General features: G+C 47.0%; 19 protein-coding genes. 17 read left to right on the forward strand and 2 right to left on the reverse strand.

The features are described 5' to 3' along the window. The first annotated feature begins 220 nt into the window (after positions 1-220). From msrA to ACP4IT_RS09950, 6 genes are all read left to right on the forward strand, one after another. A complete protein-coding gene (msrA, locus tag ACP4IT_RS09925; protein ID WP_024525188.1) occupies positions 221-748 on the forward strand; it encodes a peptide-methionine (S)-S-oxide reductase MsrA in 528 nt (175 codons plus the stop codon). 115 nt (positions 749-863) lie between these two features. Next, a complete protein-coding gene (locus tag ACP4IT_RS09930) occupies positions 864-1,739 on the forward strand; it encodes a YitT family protein (RefSeq protein WP_021741046.1) in 876 nt (291 codons plus the stop codon). Between the two features lie 115 nt (positions 1,740-1,854). Continuing rightward, a complete protein-coding gene (locus tag ACP4IT_RS09935; RefSeq protein ID WP_015473796.1) occupies positions 1,855-3,060 on the forward strand; it encodes a CDP-glycerol glycerophosphotransferase family protein in 1,206 nt (401 codons plus the stop codon). A gap of 18 nt (positions 3,061-3,078) precedes the next feature. Further along, the gene (locus ACP4IT_RS09940) at positions 3,079-3,888 is read left to right on the forward strand and encodes an ABC transporter permease (RefSeq protein ID WP_011667514.1); all 810 of its coding nucleotides are present in this window, start codon (positions 3,079-3,081) and stop codon (positions 3,886-3,888) included. Between the two features lie 19 nt (positions 3,889-3,907). After that, positions 3,908-5,131 (forward strand): CDP-glycerol glycerophosphotransferase family protein, encoded by a 1,224-nt coding sequence (locus tag ACP4IT_RS09945; protein WP_011667515.1) that lies wholly within the window; start codon positions 3,908-3,910, stop codon positions 5,129-5,131. After that, positions 5,128-6,057 (forward strand): deoxyribonuclease IV, encoded by a 930-nt coding sequence (locus tag ACP4IT_RS09950; protein ID WP_128491855.1) that lies wholly within the window; start codon positions 5,128-5,130, stop codon positions 6,055-6,057. Before ACP4IT_RS09945 ends, ACP4IT_RS09950 begins: the two co-directional genes overlap by 4 nt. Before the next feature lie 97 nt (positions 6,058-6,154). Here the strand turns inward: ACP4IT_RS09950 and ACP4IT_RS09955 are convergent, their stop codons facing one another. Next, positions 6,155-6,982 carry a pyruvate, water dikinase regulatory protein gene (locus ACP4IT_RS09955; RefSeq protein ID WP_015473793.1) on the reverse strand — a complete coding sequence of 276 codons (828 nt, stop codon included), beginning with the start codon at positions 6,980-6,982 and terminating at the stop codon, positions 6,155-6,157. A gap of 180 nt (positions 6,983-7,162) precedes the next feature. Here ACP4IT_RS09955 and rpsU point away from each other — a divergent pair, with 180 nt between their 5' ends. Then, positions 7,163-7,351, forward strand: a complete 189-nt coding sequence (rpsU, locus tag ACP4IT_RS09960; protein ID WP_011667518.1) for a 30S ribosomal protein S21 — start codon at positions 7,163-7,165, stop codon at positions 7,349-7,351. Between the two features lie 62 nt (positions 7,352-7,413). Here the strand turns inward: rpsU and ACP4IT_RS09965 are convergent, their stop codons facing one another. Further along, entirely contained in the window at positions 7,414-8,433 is a 1,020-nt protein-coding gene (locus tag ACP4IT_RS09965; protein ID WP_041815855.1) for a zinc-binding alcohol dehydrogenase family protein, read from the reverse strand. Positions 8,434-8,620: 187 nt separating this feature from the next. On the opposite strand from ACP4IT_RS09965, the gene ACP4IT_RS09970 reads away from it, so the two are divergent. From ACP4IT_RS09970 to dnaG, 10 genes are all read left to right on the forward strand, one after another. Beyond that, a complete protein-coding gene (locus ACP4IT_RS09970; protein WP_024854995.1) occupies positions 8,621-8,995 on the forward strand; it encodes a winged helix-turn-helix transcriptional regulator in 375 nt (124 codons plus the stop codon). A gap of 37 nt (positions 8,996-9,032) precedes the next feature. Further along, entirely contained in the window at positions 9,033-9,479 is a 447-nt protein-coding gene (locus ACP4IT_RS09975) for a GatB/YqeY domain-containing protein (RefSeq protein WP_011667521.1), read from the forward strand. Between the two features lie 245 nt (positions 9,480-9,724). Further along, the gene (locus ACP4IT_RS09980) at positions 9,725-10,711 is read left to right on the forward strand and encodes a PhoH family protein (RefSeq protein WP_011667522.1); all 987 of its coding nucleotides are present in this window, start codon (positions 9,725-9,727) and stop codon (positions 10,709-10,711) included. Then, the gene (gene ybeY / locus ACP4IT_RS09985) at positions 10,711-11,199 is read left to right on the forward strand and encodes an rRNA maturation RNase YbeY (protein ID WP_267160602.1); all 489 of its coding nucleotides are present in this window, start codon (positions 10,711-10,713) and stop codon (positions 11,197-11,199) included. Before ACP4IT_RS09980 ends, ybeY begins: the two co-directional genes overlap by 1 nt. Continuing rightward, positions 11,177-11,578: a diacylglycerol kinase family protein gene (locus ACP4IT_RS09990; RefSeq protein ID WP_047021293.1), complete on the forward strand. Its 402-nt coding sequence runs from the start codon at positions 11,177-11,179 to the stop codon at positions 11,576-11,578. The genes ybeY and ACP4IT_RS09990 overlap by 23 nt, the downstream gene beginning before the upstream one ends. A gap of 9 nt (positions 11,579-11,587) precedes the next feature. Next, positions 11,588-12,493, forward strand: a complete 906-nt coding sequence (gene era, locus ACP4IT_RS09995) for a GTPase Era (RefSeq protein ID WP_011667525.1) — start codon at positions 11,588-11,590, stop codon at positions 12,491-12,493. 22 nt (positions 12,494-12,515) lie between these two features. Next, entirely contained in the window at positions 12,516-13,298 is a 783-nt protein-coding gene (gene recO / locus ACP4IT_RS10000) for a DNA repair protein RecO (RefSeq protein ID WP_011667526.1), read from the forward strand. A gap of 286 nt (positions 13,299-13,584) precedes the next feature. Beyond that, positions 13,585-14,508 carry a glycine--tRNA ligase subunit alpha gene (gene glyQ / locus ACP4IT_RS10005; protein ID WP_011667527.1) on the forward strand — a complete coding sequence of 308 codons (924 nt, stop codon included), beginning with the start codon at positions 13,585-13,587 and terminating at the stop codon, positions 14,506-14,508. Continuing rightward, positions 14,508-16,583: a glycine--tRNA ligase subunit beta gene (gene glyS / locus ACP4IT_RS10010; RefSeq protein ID WP_426855613.1), complete on the forward strand. Its 2,076-nt coding sequence runs from the start codon at positions 14,508-14,510 to the stop codon at positions 16,581-16,583. The genes glyQ and glyS overlap by 1 nt, the downstream gene beginning before the upstream one ends. 161 nt (positions 16,584-16,744) lie before the next feature. Beyond that, positions 16,745-18,583, forward strand: coding sequence for a DNA primase (gene dnaG, locus ACP4IT_RS10015; RefSeq protein ID WP_011667529.1), 1,839 nt, complete (start codon positions 16,745-16,747; stop codon positions 18,581-18,583). Positions 18,584-18,585 lie beyond the last annotated feature (2 nt).

An 18,585-nucleotide genomic window follows, 5' to 3' on the forward strand; every position in this document is an offset into this window, starting at 1 on the left:
CTCGCTTTCAATTGGTTTTCGTCGACTTGATTGTAGCACAGGGCAGTATGCCCTTTTTAGTTTGTTTTACAAAAAAGGCGTCGATGGATTTTATCCATCAACACCAAATATCATAGAGCCGAATTTTTTCTGGGCTCGTTTTTTGTCGATTAGGTAGTGGTGCTTGACGTGACTGTGAAAAAGCCGTTTAATAGAAACATTAGAAAATGGAGTGATTATGATGAGCGAAATTGAAACGGCAACGTTTGCTGGTGGCTGTTTTTGGTGTATGGTGCGACCCTTTGACACGTTACCGGGCATCAAACGGGTATTGTCGGGCTATACGGGTGGCACCGTGACCAATCCGACATATGAGCAGGTTAAAAGTCAAACTACGGGTCATACGGAAGCTGTTAAAATTTGGTTTGATCCGGCCGTTGTCAGTTACCAGCAATTAGTTGAGTTGTATTGGCAACAAACGGACCCCACGGACGCGGCGGGGCAGTTTCAAGATCGCGGAAGTAACTATCGGCCGGTGATCTTCGTGAATAGCCGTCAGCAGGCCGAAATTGCGGTAGCCTCGCGAGCGGCATTACAAGCTCGCGAGCAGTTTGATCAACCAATCGTGACGCAGATCCAAGTGGTCCAGCCGTTCTTTGTGGCTGAAGAACGCCATCAACAATTTTATCGGAAAAATCCGGATCGCTTTGACCAAGAAGAAGCGGGTGGGCGCGCTGCATTTATTGCCCGCCATTGGCAGGAAAATTAAAACTCGCTAAGAGCTGGTAGATTCCGTGGTTGTTTCCAAGATTAAATGCTATACTAAGCCGAGCATAGTATAAAAGATGAGAAGAAACGAGATAAGTGAGGTCGGTTTTTAAATCATGGATGATGTGCAGCAGTTGTTCAAACGGCATACCTATACGGCAAAGATTTCCGTTGCTTTTTTTTACGGTGTCTTGGTGTCAATCGCGGTGAATTTTTTCTGGACACCCGGACATATTTATTCGTCCGGTGTGACCGGGTTAGCACAGTTGGTGAACACCTTAACGGGTGGTCTAGGAGTCTTTCACATTGGAACGGGTTTAGGGCTGTTTCTGATTAATATTCCCATGTTTTTCTTGGCTTGGAAACAAATTGGGAAATCCTTTACCATTTTTACCTTTATCTGTGTCTTGTTTGCGTCGGTGATGATTCGCTGGATTCAGCCGATTCACTTAACCAATGATCCCATTATCTGCGCCATCTTTGGGGGAGCCGTCAATGGATTCGGGACCGGCTTTGCTTTAAAGAACGGGATTTCGACCGGTGGATTAGATATTATTGGGATCGTCGTTCGTCGTAAGACTGGGCGCAGCATCGGTACCATTAACATCGCGTTTAACAGTTTGATCGTGATTAGTGCCGGGTTTGTTTACGGGTGGCCTTACGCGCTGTATTCAGCATTAGGGCTTTACGTAAATGCTAAAGTCATGGACATTACGTTTACGCGGCAACAGCGCATGCAGGTCATGGTGATTACGGACCGGCCTAAGACGGTGATTGACAGTATTCAAAATCACATGCGGCGAGGCATCACGATCGTTCATGGGGCCGAAGGGGCTTACCGACATGATGAAAAGACGATCCTATTTACGGTGATTACCCGGTATGAAATGGATGCGTTAGAAACGGCTATGGAGGAATCAGATCCTAAGGCCTTTGTTAGTATCTCAGATACGGTAAAAGTGTTGGGACATTTCTATGAGCCGAAATGGTAAGTCAAAAGTGGTTGGGCGCTAATTGCCCGCCACTTTTTTTATAAATAGGCCCAACATTATGAATTTTATGGTGGAATGTTAAAGGTTCTTAAATTTCGCTAGGTTATCTCGGGAGATGTGGTATAATTCTCGATGTTATGGGCAGCGAAATTTAGTGATATTGGTGATTAACGTGAAAGAGATTTATTTGTGGTTAGTACGACTAATGTCGCTACTGTGTGCAAGGCGTCACCGAAATAAAGTGGTTTATTTACTGAGTTTTAGTGATAACTTGCCATTCATCAAAGCATTGGCAGCAGCTTTACCCGCCGATGTTGACTTACTTGTGTTTTACCGACCAGAGCATGAAGCGGCAGCCACCCACTTGGCCGCCGCTGGGATTACCACACGTGTCTTTCGAGATGATCTGCACTTCGTTTGGCGGGGGATTCCCAGCCTGATGCAAGCACGTCTCTTGTTTTGTGATAATTATTATGCCTTTCTGGGCGGGTTGTGGCACCCGAAAAATATGCGAATTGTGCAAATGTGGCATGCTGCGGGAGCAATTAAACGGTTTGGCTGGGATGATCCGACAACGAGTCGGCGCCCTAAGAGCGACCAGCGCCGTTTTCAAGCAGTTTATAACCAATTTGATGACTACGTGGTGGGGTCATCAGCAATGGGCCAGGTGTTTGCCAATAGTTATCGCGTCCCTTTTGAGCGGATGCAGATTTTGGGCTATCCTCGATCCGATCGGTTAGTTAACGCTACTTGGTTGGCGAAAACTCGCCAGCGGGTGTACCGCTTAGCACCGGAATTACAAGACCAGCGGGTGATCTTGTATGCACCCACGTATCGGGATGGCGTCACCTTCAGACCACCGGAAGGTCTCGTAACAGCCTTACAGCAAGACCCAGCTGCGAAGGTTATTGTTAAGTTGCATCCGGCACTGGCAGATCAAACAGCTAGGCTCCAACAAGAACTGGGTACTCAGGTGGTGGTTGCCCAACACCTGAGTACCACTGAACTGTTAACCGTTACGGAAACTCTGATTACGGATTACTCGTCAGTTGCGTTTGACTATAGCTTATTGTCCAATGCACACAGCTTGTTGTTTTACTTGTTTGATTTGCCGGTCTACACGCAAGATCCAGGTGTTCAGGCCGACTTATTCGAGTGGTTGCCGAGTCCAGCTTTACAAACGGCGGCTGAACTGGCCGCTGCGATTCACGCGGATACCGCGACAGATTTCACCAAATTCAATCAACATTGGAACAGTGCTAATGACGGGCAAGCCACCCAGCGGGTGATTGACCGGTATGTCGCATTGTTAACCAATTAATTAAAGGAGTGCAGTGCCTTGAAAGAGGTCATGACCTTATTTAAAGAGCAAATTTCAAGCTTGGGAATTATTTTTCGGATTTCTCGATATGAGGACCAAGCGAGTTATCAGAGTCATTATTTAGGTTTAGCGTGGGAATACTTATATCCATTGATTCAAATTGGGATTTACTGGTTAGTCTTCGGTGTGGGTTTAAAACACGGTCAACCGTTGAATGGCGTTAGCTACCTCCCATGGATGGTGATTGGGATTACCCCGTGGTTCTTCATGAACCGGGCCACACTGGATGCATCTAAGAGTATCTATCAGCGGGTCAATATGGTGGCTAAGATGAAGTTCCCAGTATCCGCTTTGCCCACGATTAAAGTCGTCAGCAATCTTAGCTCCTTTTGGACAATGATGGTTTTTTCCATCTTCATTGGTCTATTGAATGGCGTTTATCCTAAGGTAGCGTGGTTGCAATGGATTTACTATTTCTTCGCTATGATTTGCTTGTTAGTCGCTTTAGGGGTCTTAAATTCCTGTATCAGTGTGCTCGTGCGAGATTACCATATCCTCTTACAGTCTGTGATGCGGATGTTATTTTACGTTTCTGGCGTGCTGTTTAACTTTGTCACAACGTCATTCCCCGCACCATTTGTGCATTTGTTGGAATTGAACCCGTATTATTACATTGTTAATGGTTTTCGGGAATCCTTCATTGGGAGCGGCTGGTTCTGGCAACATCCAATGTTGACCTTGGAATTCTGGTTATTTGTGTTCTTTGTTTTGCTGGTGGGGTCTCACTTGCACTACAAGTTCCGTTCACGTTTTGTTGATTTAATTTAATTGAAAGGAGCAACGTCAAATGGCTAACGGTTTGCAACGACTCATTCGGTCATTGAAGCTGGTTGCTCGCTATGGGCTCATCGTGATGAACGATGGGCTTATTTGTTTACCGATCAAACAGCGACAAGTCGTTTTTGAAAGCTTTAATGGCAAGGATGTTAATGATAATCCAGCCGCAATTTATCGTGAATTAGTGGCTACAGCGCCGGAATACCGGACAACGGCTTATTTTAGTGTCAAACCACGTGAATTTGCCGCGCTACATAAAAAGTATCCCCAGATTCAACTGGTCAAACGGTTCACACCACGCTGGGTGTGGCTGATGGCACGGGCTGAATTTTGGGTACTCAACTCACGACTGCCAAATTGGTGGCATCAGAACCGGCGAACAACGGTGATTCAAACGTGGCACGGGACGCCACTTAAAAAACTGGGGGCAGACATTGAACATGTGGCGATTCCCGGAACCACGACGGCTGCGTATCATCAAGAGTTTAAGACGGCGGCTAGTCGTTGGCAATATTTAATTGCCCCTAACCAATACTCGCAGACGATTTTTAAGTCAGCGTTTGGATTCCATCATCAATTCTTATCGGTTGGATATCCCCGTAACGATCGGTTATATACGACGCTGCCGGCTGAGATTACGGATCTGAAACAGCAACTTTTGGGATCAACTAAGGGTCCCGTGGTGACTTACGCGCCGACCTGGCGTGATGATATGGCAGTTCGACCTGGCGTTTATCAGTTTGATCTGCCGTTTGATTTGGCGGAATTCTTCCAGCATGTTCCTGCAAATACGCAGTTAATCATTCGACCGCACTATTTAGTGAAGGACGCCATTGATATTCACGGGTTTGAAGAGCGGGTCCACGTGTTGGCTGAGACAGACATTACGGACTTGTATTTGATTTCTGACTTATTAATTACCGATTACTCGTCAGTGATGTTTGACTTTGCGAATTTGCAGCGACCGCAACTATTTTTTGCGTATGATTTGGCCCATTATCGGGATCAATTACGTGGTTTTTACTTTGACTATGAACAAGAAATTCCGGGTCCATTGGTGACGACGGCGAGTGCTTTTTATGCGCAGTTAGATCGTTGGCGCCAAGACGGGGCCTTTCACGACTACCAAGCACGGCAGGCCGCTTTTTATGAGAAATTTTGCTCATGGGAAAATGGAACGGCTAGCCGTCAGGTTGTTCAGGTCATGTTGCACGGAAAGGATGAGATAAAATGACACCATTTTTAATTGGGTCGCATGTGAGTATGAAAGGGAAAGAGATGCTGCTGGGGTCGGCCCAAGAGGCTGCTCAGTACGGTGAGAATGTCTTCATGATTTATACCGGTGCACCACAAAATACACGGCGTAAGTCAATTGAAGACCTAAACATTCCCGCGGCTAAGACTTTCATGGCGGCCCATGAACAGCGAGAAATTGTGGTCCATGCGCCTTACGTGGTGAATCTAGGTAATACGGTAAAACCGGCCAATTTTCAATTTGCCATTTCGTTCTTGACGGCTGAGGTCCAACGGGCAGCGGCATTGGGCGCTAAGCAAATTGTTCTTCATCCTGGTGCCCATGTTGGCGCCGGGGCACCGGCGGCAATTGCCCAGATTGCTCAGGGACTGGATACTATTTTGACGGCGGCCGAGTCGCCAGTCCAGATTGCCCTAGAGACGATGGCGGGTAAGGGGACTGAAGTTGGCCGGTCGTTTGAAGAGTTGGCAGCGATTATTGATGCCACTCCCCATAATGAACGGCTATCAGTCTGCTTTGATACCTGTCACACGAGCGATGCGGGGTATGCGATTGCCACAGATTTTGATGGGGTGCTCAATGAGTTCGATCATGTAATCGGACTAGATCGCCTGAAAGTGGTACATTTGAATGATTCCAAGAATCCACAGGGCAGTCACAAGGATCGGCATACCAATATTGGCTTAGGGACGTTAGGTTTTGACGTTTTGAATGCGGTGGCCCATCATCCTCAGTTAACAACGGTACCGAAAATTATGGAAACGCCAGTTATCGGCCCAGATCGTAAGCACGGTGTGAATCCGCATGGCTATGAAGTAGCAATGCTCAAGCATCAACAGTTTAACCCAGACCTGGAAGCAGATGTGTTGGCGGGGGTTCCGGTTGACGCTTATCTTCAACGTTAAAAGCGATTGTTAATTAAAATAAGCACGACTTTCAAGGCAAACTGCCAGTTTGAAAGTCGTGCTTATTTGATACTGCCTGCTAATGTATTGAAACCAATTAGTCTTGTAAGGAGTGGGGAATGAGGTCGTAATCGACACTTTCCATAATGAGCGTAGCGGTTTCCTCAATTGATTTATTAGACACGTCAATCACCAAACAGCCAATCTTTTTATACAATTTTTGCGCGTAGGCTAATTCTTCTGTAATTTTGGCAGTGTCAGAATAAGCACTGTCAGCAGGAAGACCATAGGATAACATGCGCTCTTGCCGAATTTTACGCAGAATTTCCGGCCGATTGGTTAGGCCAAAGATCCGTTTGGGATCGACCTGCCACAACTCGTCTGGGAGTTGCGTTTTGGGCGACAGCGGGAGATTAGCAACCCGTAAGTTCCGGTTGGCTAGGAATAAGGATAGCGGCGTCTTAGACGTCCGTGAGACCCCTAAAATGACGATATCCGCTTTTAACAGACCAGTGGGGTCTTTACCATCATCGTAGGTTACGGCAAACTCCATGGCGGCAATTCGGTCGAAATACGTGTCATTGAGATTGTGGACGAGTCCGGGAACTCCCTCGGGTTCTAGTCCGGTTGCTTGGTGCATCACATCCATGGCCGGTTGGATACAGTCAAACTGCTGCAGATGATTCGTTACAGCAAATTCACGGACATGTTGGCTAAGTTTGGGGCTAACTAAGGTGTGAAAAATCATCGCCCGTTGTTTTTTAGCTAAATTTAAAATACCATCCAGAATTGAATCTGTTTGGATGAATGGGAAACGTTGGTAACTCACTTGAATGGTCGGGTACTGCGAAACGGCCGTCTGAGCGACGGTTAGGGCGGTCTCTCCGGAAGAATCGGAGATGACGAAAATAGTCATTTGCTGCATAGCGAGTAACTCCTCTGGTCTTTTCCTCTAGTTTACCCCGAGAGATAAAACGGTTCAAATTTTATTTGCCTGCGTTATTGACGAGGTTTGTGTGTTTATGTATAATAGTTAAGAACCGTTACGCCGGTGGACAATGTTTAACCGGCGTTATTATTTGTGCTCGGAGGGAGGGAATTTTATATGGCAAAGACAGTCGTTCGCAAAAACGAGTCTTTTGACGACGCTCTTCGGCGCTTCAAACGTACGGTTTCCCGTAGCGGTACTTTACAAGAATACCGTAAACGTGAATTTTACGAAAAACCAAGTGTGAAGAAAAAGTTAAAATCAGAAGCTGCGCGTAAGCGTAAAGCCAAGAAGAAGCGTTTCTAAGCTCTTTTTGCAAGTATGAAAAAACCTCAAGGTCATTGGCCTTGAGGCTTTTTTGTGGTGAATTACTGATTAGTAAGCACCACTTTACCAATCATTCGGTTAGATTCGACCAAAGCATGGGCTTGGCGTAGATTAGCTGCAGTGATAGGCGTCAATGTCTTGGTCAACGTTGATTGCAAGCGACCGGCATCTAGCAAACCCCGTACTCGTTCCAAGATGGCGTGTTGGCTCTGCATGTCGGGTGTTTCATAAAATGACTTGGTATACATCCATTCCCAAGCAAAGGTGGCCCGCTTTTGTTTTAAGGCGCGCAGATCAATGGGAGTGTTACTACCGGTAATGGAGACAATCGTTCCGCTGGGGGCAATGAGGTCAACGATTTCGGACCAATGTTGGTTGAGATTACTAAGTTCCAAAATATAATCGACCGTATCGAGTCCCAGTGCGTGAACTTGTTCGACCACATCTTGTCGATGATTGACAACATGGTCGGCACCGTGCTGCTTAGTCCAGGCAATTGTCTCTGGGCGCGAGGCCGTAGCGATGACGGTGAGTCCAGCTAATTTGGCCAATTGCGTGGCAACAGAGCCTACGCCCCCAGCGCCATTAATCACCAGTAACGTTCGACCGGCATTGTCGGCAGGGTGATCAATGTCCAGATGCATTTGTTCAAAGAGTGCTTCCCAGGCCGTCAATGAGGTTAACGGCATTGCGGCAATTTCGGCCGGTGAGAGTGACGTGGGTACATGCCCCACGATTCGCTCGTCGACTAGTTGATAGTCGCTGTCCGTACCGGATCGTTTGAACGATCCGGCGTAAAAGACCCGATCACCAGATTGAAAGTCATGAACGTCGTTTCCGACTGCCGTGACGATTCCGTAAGCATCCCAACCAATCACTTTGGGGTGCTCAAGGATGCCCACCGTGTTCCGGCGAACAGCCGTATCAACGGGATTAACTGAAGTTGCGATAATCTGGACGAGTAAGTCATGTCCGGTAGGCTCCGGTCGCGGTACCGTGACGTCGAAGAAACTATGATTGTCTTCAATTGGTAAATGGCGGTCAAAACCAATTGCGTGCATCATCGTCATAAAAATCATCCTTTCATTTCTAAACATGGTGCTAGCGTAGCCCAATTGATGGCTAAAAACAATCCTGCAGTTTTAGGGAGTAACTAACACTGATGTAAGTAAGGGTTAACGGTCGTCTTTAGCTGGAAAACGGCGTATGATGAACACATTCACGATAAAGAGAGGAAATGAGATGAGCATGCAACGTAAGGTTTACGACTGTGTCGCTGGTTGCCCAGTAGAAAGCACGCTGCAAATTATTTCTGGTAAATGGAAAAGTGTCATTTTGTACCGGTTATTTCAGGAACAAGTAGCCCGTTACAGCGATTTTGAACGCTGGTTACCCACGATTTCATCACGGATGTTGGCTCGTCAACTACAAGAATTGGTGGCCGACGGCGTTGTGACAAAGCAAATTTATGCGCAGATTCCGCCCAAGACGGAGTATCGGCTGACGGAGTTTGGTCAAACGCTGCGACCCGTGATTGAAGCGATGGAACACTGGGGACAATATTATAATCACTTGCAAATGGAGCAGGTAACTTTACCTGACGCTCAGGAAAATAAGGTGTAGACTGAATAATAAGTTGAATTTTTTAGGAGGAAGACACATGAGTTTAGAAAGCCAACTCAATACAGATTTGAAGACTGCTATGAAGGCCCACGACAAATTATCGTTAAACGTTATTCGGATGATGAAGGCCGCTTTAACCAACGAAAAGGTTAAGCAAGGCCATGATTTAACGGCAGACGAAGAACTAACCGTGGTATCGCGTGAGCTTAAGCAACGCAAGGAATCCTTAGCTGAATTTCAAAAGGGTGGTCGGCAAGACTTGGTTGATGGTGTCGAAGCCGAGATCAAGATCGTTGAGGCCTATGCGCCTAAGCAATTAAGTGCCGATGAAATCACTCAAATTGTCAAGGATAGCATTGCTAAGGTGAACGCTAGCGGCATGGGTGACTTTGGCAAGGTCATGGGCGCTGTTATGCCCCAAGTTAAGGGGAAGGCTGATGGTAATCTCGTCAACCAAACCGTTAAAGCACAATTAAATCAATAACCGAAAACACCACGGCTAACTGGCTGTGGTGTTTTTAAATGAGATGAACCTCATTGCAGTGGTGGGATTGAAAAAGAGAAAGTCCATGAGTCGGGGCTGGTCAATAGGGTGTCTTTATGAGGTAAAGTGTCTCGATTTAGTTTGTTCGGCCAGCTTTTCGCGCCGAATGCTTTTACAATCCCCGGTGGTATGCTAAAATTTGACTATCAATAACTTTAAATATAACGATAAAGGAGCCACCGTATTTGACTGAAAACACAACGATTGAAAAAGAATACATTCTGGAACGGCCTGAAGATGAAGTGGCCTTACTCGGCGTTCAGGATCAATTTGTGACCTTACTTGAGGAAGGACTCAATGTGACGGTTAAGCCCTTTGGTAATTCAATCAAAGTCGCCGGTGCAGCCGAAGCTGTTGACCAAACGCTGAATATTCTACGGAATATGAGTGATTTGTTGGCTAAGGGAATCAAACTCAACAGCGCAGACGTCGTCAGTGCCATGAAGATGGCCGATCGGGGAACCTTGACGTATTTCAAGGATCTGTACACGGAGACGTTAATCAATGACGCCAAGGGTCGTCCGGTACGGGTGAAGAACTTTGGTCAACGACAATATATTGATTCAATTAAACATAACGATGTGACCTTTGGCATTGGCCCCGCCGGAACCGGGAAGACCTATCTGGCCGTAGTGATGGCGGTCTCTGCTTTAAAACACGGCGATGTGGAGAAGCTGATTATTACCCGGCCAGCAGTCGAAGCCGGTGAAAGTTTGGGATTTTTACCAGGAGATTTGAAAGAAAAAGTTGATCCCTATCTCCGACCAATCTACGACGCGTTGTACGCCATCTTAGGTGCAGAACATACGACGCGATTGATGGATCGTGGGGTCATTGAAATTGCCCCATTGGCTTATATGCGTGGACGGACGTTGGAGTCGGCCTTTGTTATCTTAGACGAAGCCCAAAACACCACGAATATGCAAATGAAAATGTTCTTAACGCGGTTAGGTTTTGGTTCTAAAATGATCGTCAACGGGGATATCTCACAGATAGATTTGCCGCACAATACGCGTTCGGGGTTGGTTCAAGCCCAACATATCTTACAAAACGTGGCACATATTAACTTTGTCACCTTTAGCGCCGATGATGTGGTTCGCCATCCAGTGGTTGCCAGCATCATTAACGCTTACGAAGCAAACGAAACTAAACCAAATGGAGCTAAAAAATAATGGATTTAGAGATTTACGATAAGACCCAAGATGGCGTGCCGGCTGAGCACGTAAACCTGATTCAAGATGTTTTGCAGTATGCTGGAAAATACTTGAAATTAGCGGACAATACTGAAATGTCCGTGACGTTGATGAACAATGAAGATATTCATCGGATTAATCAACAATACCGGGGAGTTGATCGCGCTACTGACGTCATTAGTTTTGCGATTGAGGATGATGACGAGGAAGCTGAGGATTTTCCGTTGGTTATGGATGATGAATTGGCAGCCGAAATTCCAGAAAACATCGGGGATATTTTTGTGTCGATGGATAAAGTGGCCGAACAGGCTGACTATTTGGGACACTCTTACGAACGGGAACTGGGCTTCTTAGTGGTCCACGGTTTCTTGCACTTGAACGGATATGATCACATGGAACCGGAAGACGAGAAGGTCATGTTTAAGTTGCAAGCCGATATTTTAGATGCTTATGGCCTCAAGCGATAAGCACCGGCAAACCGGTAAAAACCGTGCTTTTCGCCAATCATTAGGGCACGCGTTAGAAGGGTTACAGGCGCTCTTTCACTACGAGCGTAATTTTCGCAAGCACCTCTTGTTTGGCAGTTTGGCCGTGATAGCGGGCTTAAGCCTGCAATTAACGATTAATGAATGGCTGTGGTTAATGCTGGCCATCTTCTTGGTTCTGATTGCGGAGACATTGAATACCATTGTGGAAGCGGTGGTAGACCTAGTTGTCGGTCAAACGTATCATGAGTTAGCGAAGCGGGCCAAGGATGTGGCCGCAGGTGGCGTCTTATTGGCGGCTCTTTTTGCGGTCATAGTTGGGGCGCTCGTGATGTTACCAGCGCTAGGCCGCTGGTTCTAGGAGGAAATTATGGATAATCCAGATTACAAATCAGGTTTTGTGGCCATTGTGGGTCGGCCCAATGTGGGGAAATCAACGTTTTTAAACCGGGTAATTGGCCAAAAGATTGCGATCATGTCAAATACGGCCCAAACGACCCGTAACAAGATTCAAGGTATTTATACGACGGATGAAGCCCAGATTGTGTTTATTGATACGCCAGGGGTGCATAAGCCGAAGAGTAAGCTAGGGGATTATATGGTGCAGTCAGCCATGTCTGCTTTAAACGAAGTTGACGCGGTGCTATTTATGGTGAACGCGGCTGAAAAGCGGGGTGCCGGTGACAACTTTATCATCGATCGGCTAAAGAACGTAAAAGCCCCAGTTTATCTCTTAATTAACAAGATCGATCAAGTTAAACCGGATGATTTATTGCCGGTCATGGAGCAATACCAAACGGCACTTCCTTGGAAAGCGGTGTACCCGATTTCAGCGTTGGAAGGTAATAACGTTGATGAATTGTTAACGGGATTAGTTGAACAAATGCCAAATGGACCGCAATATTATCCAGCCGATCAAGTGACAGATCATCCCGAACGGTTTGTCGTGAGTGAGCTGATTCGCGAGAAAATTTTTATGTTGACGCGTGAAGAGGTGCCCCATTCAGTTGCCGTTGAGATTGAAAGCATGAAGCAAAAAGATGAGGATCACGTGCATATTGAGGCAACGATTATCGTTGAACGGCCAACTCAAAAAGGTATCATGATTGGTAAAGGCGGTAGCATGCTTAAAAAGATCGGCACATTAGCCCGTCAGGATATTGAGCACCTGTTGGGTAGCAAAGTCTATCTGCAATTGTGGGTGAAAGTTCAGCCCAACTGGCGGGACAAATCCACGTTGCTGAAGTCTTACGGCTATCGGCGTGACGATCTGTAAGACAAGAAAGTGGGGATGACGGGTGGCACGAAATGTAACGGATTTTCACGGCATCCTGTTGTTTCGACGTGATTATGCTGAACGTGATTTTTTAATCAAGTTTTTTACGCAAGAGTTTGGCAAGAAGATGTTTTTGGTTCGAGGAGCTAAGAAACGGGGCTTCAAGATGGTGGCGGATATCTTGCCGTTTACGGTTGGTAGCTACGTTGGCGATATTGCGGATGACGGGTTGTCCTACATTCGAACGGCCCGTGAAACGCGGCAATTTCAAGATATTAGCGCGGATATTTTTAAGAATGCTTACGCTACGTATATCATGAGCTTGGTGGATACGGCTTTTCCGGATAGTCAGCCGCTACCAGACTGGTACCACCGGGTGCAACGGGCATTGACGTTAATTGATGATGGCGTCAATGCCGCGATTGTTACCAATATCATGGAAATTCAATTAATGCCGGCCTTTGGAGTGGCGCCACAATTGCAAGGTTGTGCCGTCTGTGGGCGTAATGATTTGCCCTTTGACTACTCAGAAAGCTATGGCGGTCTTTTATGTCAGGCGCACTGGACGCTAGACCCGCGACGGTTGCATGTCAGCCAGCGGACCATCTACTATCTTCGTCAGTTCTCGGTCTTAGATTTAGATCGGCTGCATACGATTAAGGTCAAACCGCAGACTGAACATGCTTTGCGGCAATTGATGGATGAAATCTATGACAGCCAGATTGGGGTTCATCCCAAGAGCAAGCGTTTCTTGGACCAAATGCAATCGTGGTCTGCACGGTTAAAACCACCGACTGACCATTGACAACCCTGTGGGGAACGACTATCATAAAACTCAGTTAAATAAGTCGATTATGATGAATGAGAAACATAGTGTTGATTCTTAGCGAGTTCGGGAGAGTGGGAGCCGAATAATTGGTGCTGTGGGTTGGCACATTCGGAGTCGTTTCCAAGTAAGCTGCTAATCGGTGATCGATTAGAAGTAGGGTGGAACCGCGAAATTAAAACTTCGTCCCTACGTGAATTTGCCTCGGTGAATTCTCGTAGGGATTTTTTTGCGCTTATTTGTTAAATAAGGAGGAACTGCACCTATGACAGAAAAACTGTCCATGCAAGCAATCATTTTGAAGTTACAACAGTATTGGTCCGCTCAGGGCTGCATGCTGATGCAAGCTTACGATACAGAAAAAGGTGCCGGGACGATGAGTCCTTACACATTTTTACGGGCGATCGGTCCAGAACCCTGGAACGCCGCTTACGTTGAACCTTCCCGGCGTCCAGCCGATGGCCGTTACGGGGAAAACCCGAACCGGTTATACCAACATCACCAATTCCAAGTAATTATGAAACCCTCTCCCGACAACATTCAAGAGCTTTACTTGAATAGTTTGAAGGAATTGGGCATTGATCCGTTGGAACATGATATTCGGTTCGTCGAAGATAACTGGGAAAACCCATCCATGGGCTGTGCCGGTGTTGGTTGGGAAGTTTGGTTGGACGGGATGGAAATCACCCAGTTCACTTACTTCCAAGTTGTTGGGGGCATGGAAGTTGACCCCGTCACGTCCGAAGTGACTTACGGCCTAGAACGATTAGCCTCATACATTCAAGACGTTAACTCCGTCTTTGATTTGGAATGGGCCGATGGTGTCAAGTATGGTGATATCTTCAAGGAACCAGAATACGAACATTCTAAGTATAGTTTTGAAGAAAGTAACCAAGACATGTTATTGCGGCATTTCGATGAATTTGAAGATGAAGCCAAAAAGCAAATCGCCAATGGTTTGGTACATCCAGCCTATGACTATGTGCTGAAGTGCAGTCATACATTTAACCTGCTGGATGCCCGCGGGGCGGTTTCAGTGACTGAACGGGCCGGCTACTTATCACGAATCCGGAATATGGCACGTTCAATTGCGCGGGCTTTCGTTGCTGAACGAAAGAAGCGCGGCTTCCCACTGGTTAAGGATGAAAAGCTACGCCAACAATTATTAGCGGATGAGGAGGCCAAATAATGGCACACACATTTTTACTAGAAATCGGGCTGGAAGAAATGCCCGCACACGTCGTGACACCAGCCATTAAGCAGTTGGTCAAGCGGACGGCGGATTACCTAAAAGAAGAACGCGTCGATTATGATGAGATCAAACCATTCTCAACGCCCCGGCGTTTAGCGGTCTTAATTACGGGACTTGCCGACAAGCAACGCGATATTAGCGAATCCGTCAAAGGACCAGCTAAAAAGATTGCCCAAGACGCTGAGGGTAATTGGAGCAAGGCCGCAATTGGGTTTACTCGTGGTCAAGGTTTGACCACCGATGACATTACCTTTAAGGAAATTAAGGGTACCGAGTACGTTTACGTCGATAAATTTATTGCCGGTGAACCGGTGGCTACCGTTTTGGCTGGACTCAAGGACGTCATCACAGCCATGACTTTCCCGACGATGATGAAGTGGAGCACCCATCATTTCCAATATATTCGACCAATCCGTTGGCTGGTAGCCTTGTTAGATGCCGACGTCATTCCGTTTAGTATCTTGGATGTGACAACGGATCGTAATACCCGTGGTCACCGCTTCTTAGGCAAAGACATATCGATTGCAACGGCCGCTGACTACGAAGGTGACTTGACCAGTGAGTTTGTGATTGCTGATGCGGATAAGCGTAAGTCGATGATTAAAACTCAAATTGACAAGCTGGCCGCCGATCATGGTTGGACGGTTAACGTTGATGCGGGCTTGTTAGAAGAAGTTAACAACTTGGTAGAGTGGCCAACTGCTTTTGCCGGCAGCTTCGATGAAAAGTATTTGACGATTCCAGAAGAAGTCCTGATTACCTCAATGCGTGATCACCAGCGGTTCTTCTATGCACGGGATGCACAAGGGCAATTATTGCCAACGTTCATTTCGGTCCGTAATGGGAACGATCATGACTTACAAAACGTGGTTTCAGGAAACGAAAAGGTCCTGACTGCGCGACTAGAAGATGCCATGTTCTTCTATACGGAAGATCAGAAGAAGACGATTGCTGATTACGTTGACCGGCTGAAGACTGTTAGCTTCCATGATAAGATCAGTACGATGGCTGAGAAGATGAGCCGGGTTAAAGCAATTGCTGGGGTTTTGGCCAAGCACGTTGGGTTAAACGATGCCCAGGCTAAGGCCGTATTGCGGGCCAGTGAAATCTATAAATTTGACCTGGTTACCGGAATGGTCGGCGAATTTGCTGAATTACAAGGTGTCATGGGTGAAAAATACGCCTTACTTCAAGGTGAAGATCCCGCTGTGGCTCAAGCGATTCGTGAACATTACGAGCCAATCTCTGCCGATGGCGCTTTACCAGCGTCTGTCCCCGGTGCCGTATTAGCCTTAGCCGATAAATTCGATAGCATCTTAACGTTCTTTGCCGCTGGCATGATTCCGAGCGGTTCAAATGATCCTTACGCATTGCGGCGACAAGCAACTGGGATTGTGCGGATTGCTCAGGACCAACAGTGGTCCTTACCAGTAGCTGACTTGGCACAGGCCTTTGTTGCAGCCGAGACGACGGCCAATGTTGCACCAAAGCTCGATCAAGCTGGACAAATTGACGCGCTGGTTAACTTTATCAAGGATCGGATTCGGAAGATTCTCCGTTCTGCTAAGCAACGTCACGATATTATTGATGCCGTGACGGCCGGTAGCAGTAGTGATGTCTTACAGATCTTTACGGCAGCCGATATTTTGGCGAGTCATGCTGACGATGCCAACTTTAAGGATGTGATTGAATCCTTGACGCGGGTGATTCGTTTGGCCCAAAAGGCACCCGCTGAAGTGGCCGCCACGACAGTTGATCCAGCATTGTTTGAAAATGACAGTGAAGGGCAATTACATCAAGGTGTCGCAACAGTGGCCACGGCAGCGAAGGACGGGTTAACGGCCTTATATACAGCCTTAGCTGATATCCAACCAGTCATTGCGGCTTACTTTGACGCCACGATGGTAATGGCAAAAGATGATGCTGTTCGGAATAACCGTTTGGCGGAATTGAGTCGGTTAGCTGACCTAGCATTGGCATTGGGGGATTTGGATCAACTGGTTGTGAAGTAAAACCGAGAGCTTTTAATTGGACAATCGGGATTTATGTGCTATCATATAACTTGTATTTTTGTGCACGAATTCCAATTAAAGAGTCGCACTTTTCGGGTTCCCGGGGTGCGACTTTTCAAGGCTAAGGGCGCGATGAGATCCACGGTAAAGGGAGTGATGGCTTGGCGAAGATACCCGAAGACGTGATTGAAACGGTGCGAACGGCCACGAACATTGCGGATGTGGTCGGTCAATATGTTCAACTCAAAAAGTCGGGGAAGAACCTGTTTGGGTTATGCCCCTTTCACGAGGAACGAACACCGTCATTTTCCGTTGCAGAAGACAAACAAATCTTCCATTGCTTTAGTTGCGGTCGTGGTGGTAATGTGTTCAAGTTTCTCATGGAATTGGAACACGTGACGTTCCCTGAAGCGGTGGTGAAGGTAGCTGATTTTAGTCATGTGGACCTTGATAGTGAATATCGTCAGGATGCCCAGGGACCGGCAGTCGATTCCAAAACCAGTCAATTGATTGCATTACAGGAGCAAGCTGCTAAGCTGTATCACCATATTTTGGTGAATACGGAGGTGGGGCAGCCCGCTTTAGATTATTTGCACCAACGGGGACTGACTGATGAGACGATTGAAACATATCAGTTAGGCTTTGCGCCGGGTCAGCGGCTACTCAAACCGTTTTTTGACCAGCGTAACAGTGACTACCAGCTGTTAAGGCAATCGGGACTCTTTATTGAAAATGCGCAGGGGGAACTACGGGATCGGTTTACTGAACGCGTGATGTTTCCGTTACGCAATGCGAGTGGACACGTTACGGCCTTTTCTGGGCGGCTAATGCAACCAGCCGACAATCAGCCCAAGTACCTGAACAGTCCTGAAACCACGTTATTTAATAAGAGTCGCTTATTATTTAATTTTGATTTAGCGCGTCCCGCTATTCGTGAGGCGGGTGAAGTGACGTTGTTTGAAGGATACATGGACGTTATTTCTGCGACTCAAGCAGGGGTTCGTAACGGGATTGCCTCGATGGGAACAAGCTTGACGACAGAACAGATTTACGCAATCGAGCGGACGACTGACAAGTTAAATGTTTGTTATGATGGGGATGAGCCCGGTCAACGGGCCATCTCACGGGCTTTGGGCCTGTTAAATCAGCACAGTCACTTGCAGTTAAGTGTGATTCAACTACCAGAGGGTCAAGATCCCGATGAATATCGACAAGCGCATGGGGATGTGGCTTTTAAGCAAATGATGACCACCGCCAAAGAGACGCCAATTAAGTTTCAACTACGATTCTTGCGGCGAAATAAGGCCCTCGATACGGACGCGGAGCGCTTGGATTATGTGAATCAGGTCATGCCACTTTTGGCACAGGTGCAAGAACCGGTCGAATTGGACCTTTACCTGAACCAATTGGCGACAGAGTTTAAGATTGATAAGTCAGCCCTATTGGCACAGTTAAAACAAACTCAGCGGGATGTAGCAGCGCAAGCTGAGCGTGACCGACCACGGGAGCCAGAAAAGGCACCTGTGGCTCCGCCAGTAACGGTTTACCAGCAACAGCGGCCGTTAACCCGCTTAGAACGGGCAGAACGGAACTTGCTGTATCATTTGCTCCACGATCGAAATGTGTGGGCGAAAGTCAGCAGTGTTGCTGACTTTTGCTTCGTTCACGATGATTATCAAGTGATTTATACCTTGGCCCAAGGTTATTTCCAAACGCATCAAACGTATCAAACCGCGCAGTTTACGGACTTCATTCAAGAAGACCGGCTACAGCAATTAGTCATCGAGTTAGAAACAACCACTCATGCGGCGGCTACCCCACGTGAGATCGATGACTATTTAGCGGTGATTATGAATGAAGCGCCCGTCGATGAACAACTCCGCCAGAAGAAAAATCAACTGGCGGAGGCCTCACGATTGGGTGATGCCGAGCAACAACGGCAGTTAGTCATTGAGATTGTTCAATTGGAGCGACAACGCCAAGCGAACAAGCAACTTTAGTC

This window comes from Levilactobacillus sp. LN180102 (assembly GCF_050106635.1).
Taxonomy (GTDB): domain Bacteria; phylum Bacillota; class Bacilli; order Lactobacillales; family Lactobacillaceae; genus Levilactobacillus; species Levilactobacillus brevis.